Raw genomic sequence first — 2,981 nt, forward strand, 5'->3', positions numbered from 1 at the left:
GTGATTTATTGAACCGTCAAGGACATCATATAGGACGGCGTCATACACGTACTTTAATGAAGAAAATGGGCGTTAATGCGTTGTGTCGTCAATGTGCAATTGAATGTCGAAAAATGGCCGCCTAAATATTTTAATGATAGATATTAAAAACTGAATACATCGGTTAAAACAGGCGTATACTGAAAGACAACACCAGAACCAAACAGGATTAAAAGATGCTTGTTAAATTTGCAATTCGATTCATGGCTATTTTGTTTTCAGTATTGGCTTTAGCCGCAATTGTTATTCACTTTTTCTTTTCGAGTGCCTTAACGACTGACTTATGGATTATTGTTGTTCCTGTTATTCTTGGTATCCCGATTCTGACCGCGGTGGTCGTTGCAAAAGATGAGGAACTTAGTATTCATTGAATTGAGAATAAATCTTAATTTTCCGTTTTCATACTTAGTTCTGTAATCTCATCATTGAAAGCAGATTTAATATTTTGAGCTTTAAATTAAGCCTCCCATATGGGAGGCTTATTCATTTGGAAATGGTGTAAAAGTTATCTCAGCCCTCATTCAGACCTGTAAGAGAGGTTGGATTTGCAGCCCCAGTATTTAGGTTTTGAAAGTCATGACCTGATGGTGCCTGATAAATTCTCAATCCAAACTCAGGAATAATCGCAATCAAGTGATCAAAAATATCAGATTGAATTGCTTCATAAGATGCCCATGCCGTTGTATTTGTAAATGCATAGATTTCCAAAGGTAAGCCCTCACTGGTCGGCTGCAACTGACGGACCAATAATGTCTGGTTTTGGGCAATGCCTTGATGCTGTTTCAGATAAAACTCAACATATGCCCTGAATGTGCCAAGATTGGTTAAACGTCTTTGGTTGTAGCGCGACTGATTGCTCAGTTGTTTGTTGAAATCTTCAATTTCAGATTGTTTGGCATCCAGATACTGATCTAATAGCAAGAACTCTTTTAGCTTTTGCTGCTCTTCGTCACTCATAAAATGTACGCTACTTTGATCAACAAAAAGTGACCGCTTGATGCGACGGCAACCTGCATTACTCATACCACGCCAGTTTCTAAAGGTATCTGTCACCAGTTTATTGGTTGGAATGGTGGTAAATGTCTTATCAAAGTTCTGTACGGTCACGGTATGTAATGACATATCAATGACATCACCATCCGCATTTAAAGAAGGCATTTCAATCCAGTCACCAATCCGCACCATGTCATAAGAGGCGATCTGTACACTCGCCACCAAGGATAAAATGGTGTTCTGGAACACCAGCATCAGGACTGCTGCCATGGCACCAAAGCCAGCCAGCAAGGTGAATACATCCTTTTTAAGGAAAGTACCCAGAATCAACAGACCACACACAACGAACAAAATAAGCTTGATCAACTGTAGATAACCCTTGATCGGCTTGTTCCTTGATTTTGGATTACGTTGATAAATCAGGTTAAAGATATTCAGTGCTTCACTGATGGTCAGTGCAATGGTGAGGAAAATGAATGCCTGGGCACCCATCTGAATAAACATGATCAATTTGGGTGAAAGATGAGGAATGGTGGTAACCCCATTCATAACCACAAGGGCAGGAACAAGATTGGCAAGTCTGCGAATAATGCTGTGCTCGGCAAAAATGGATTGGTTCGATGTTTTTAGTTTGGTGACTAAATAGCGGATACCCCGAACAATCACTCTCTTGGCAATAAAGTTCGCTAATGAGGCAAAGAGGACGAGAACAATCAAGGCAAGCAAGGTTTCTAGCCACGGATAGTGGCTTAGTTCACTTCGAATATCAGCTATAAAATTTAAATAATCCAAACCTAAACACCTTAAAATTCTTGAAGTGGAATTTTAAGGTGTTAAACGCTGCTATGATAATTTGGTCACATTTTATATACGATTCTTAAGAAATTTTAACATTTGTTAAAAATAGATTACCACATCAGGTCATCTGGAATCGCATAGGCTGCGTATGGGTCTTCCTCGTCCGTTGTTTGATCATTGGTCAATGTATTATTATTCACAATGATAAAGCCCTGCATTTTCTGGTCAATTTTCTCCGCCAATGCTTTAGGGAGGTATGCATAACTCTCTTGATCCTTTGCAATCACAAGCGAGCCTGAAACCAGCGCATTATAAACCTGTTGTGAGATATAGACTTTCTTGATCTTGCTGTCATCAATAAACTGGTAAACTGCATCACCGTCAGTTTGATTAATCTTATGTTGTTTAATCATCTGGATAATAGATGCCTTAAGGGCTTTTTCTTCCAATACACGCTGTTTTTCCAGATTGAGTGCCTGGTCTTTTGCCAGTTTTTCCTGATTGACACGGTCAATTTCCGCTTTTAATGCTGCATCATCATTCTGTCCAGTGCGCTGTTCATGCTGGGCTTGCTTGGTCAGTTTCTTTGCTTTTTTATTGTCAACTAAACCTGCTTTTAATAATTGCGCTTGCAGTGCATTTTTAACCATAATTCAATCCAGATTTGGGTGAGAAGAAGAACGAAAATAAACGATCCAATATGTCATACTCATGGCAAGGCTTAAACCTGTGGGTATGAGAAAGGTTTGTAATTTTAAATAAGGATAAAGCAAACTGGCAATCAGTCCACCCATTAAAAAACCAATAAAGATCAATACATGTAAGGAAATACGGCGATTTTCAACTTTTAAGCCACGGGCCTTATATCCGAGTGTCAGACCAATATCGGTTAAGACACCAGATAAATGCGTGGTACGGATAATTGCGCCTTTATAATGGCTGACCATCGCATTCTGCATACCCATTGCCACACATGCCCACAGCAGTCCATAACGGGGGAAAAATGGCAACAGTAACCAGGTAAGAAGCAGGAAAATGGCAACCAGACTAAGCGGCACGCCATAATGTCTACCAAAGGTCACGTGACCATTGCCAAGAATCAGGCCGCTGTAAAAAGACCCAATGACAAAACAAAGGATGACAAGGCTTAG

The 2,981-nt window shown here is 39.8% G+C and carries 4 protein-coding genes; 1 reads left to right on the plus strand and 3 read right to left on the minus strand.

Going from position 1 to position 2,981, the window contains the following annotated elements:
* Positions 1-215 precede the first annotated feature (215 nt).
* Positions 216-410: a hypothetical protein gene (locus B4H32_RS09150; RefSeq protein WP_004680939.1), complete on the plus strand. Its 195-nt coding sequence runs from the start codon at positions 216-218 to the stop codon at positions 408-410.
* Positions 411-549: 139 nt separating this feature from the next.
* Here the strand turns inward: B4H32_RS09150 and B4H32_RS09155 are convergent, their stop codons facing one another.
* From B4H32_RS09155 to B4H32_RS09165, 3 genes are all read right to left on the minus strand, one after another.
* The gene (locus tag B4H32_RS09155) at positions 550-1,824 is read right to left on the minus strand and encodes a mechanosensitive ion channel family protein (protein ID WP_286802326.1); all 1,275 of its coding nucleotides are present in this window, start codon (positions 1,822-1,824) and stop codon (positions 550-552) included.
* 116 nt (positions 1,825-1,940) lie between these two features.
* On the minus strand, positions 1,941-2,480 hold the full coding sequence (locus B4H32_RS09160) for a DUF2058 domain-containing protein (protein ID WP_286802329.1): 540 nt from the start codon (positions 2,478-2,480) through the stop codon (positions 1,941-1,943).
* 3 nt (positions 2,481-2,483) lie between these two features.
* Positions 2,484-2,981 (minus strand): YoaK family protein (locus B4H32_RS09165; RefSeq protein WP_286802332.1); only part of this gene is annotated, 498 nt, incomplete at its 5' end.

It is taken from the genome of Acinetobacter sp. UBA2063 (assembly GCF_002333245.1).
GTDB lineage: Bacteria > Pseudomonadota > Gammaproteobacteria > Pseudomonadales > Moraxellaceae > Acinetobacter > Acinetobacter parvus.

Bases quoted from the DNA above. Each gene is read 5' to 3' on its own strand.
- B4H32_RS09160 (WP_286802329.1), bottom strand. From the start codon at position 2,480: ATGGTTAAAAATGCACTGCAAGCGCAATTATTAAAAGCAGGTTTAGTT.
- B4H32_RS09150 (WP_004680939.1), top strand. From the start codon at position 216: ATGCTTGTTAAATTTGCAATTCGATTCATGGCTATTTTGTTTTCAGTA.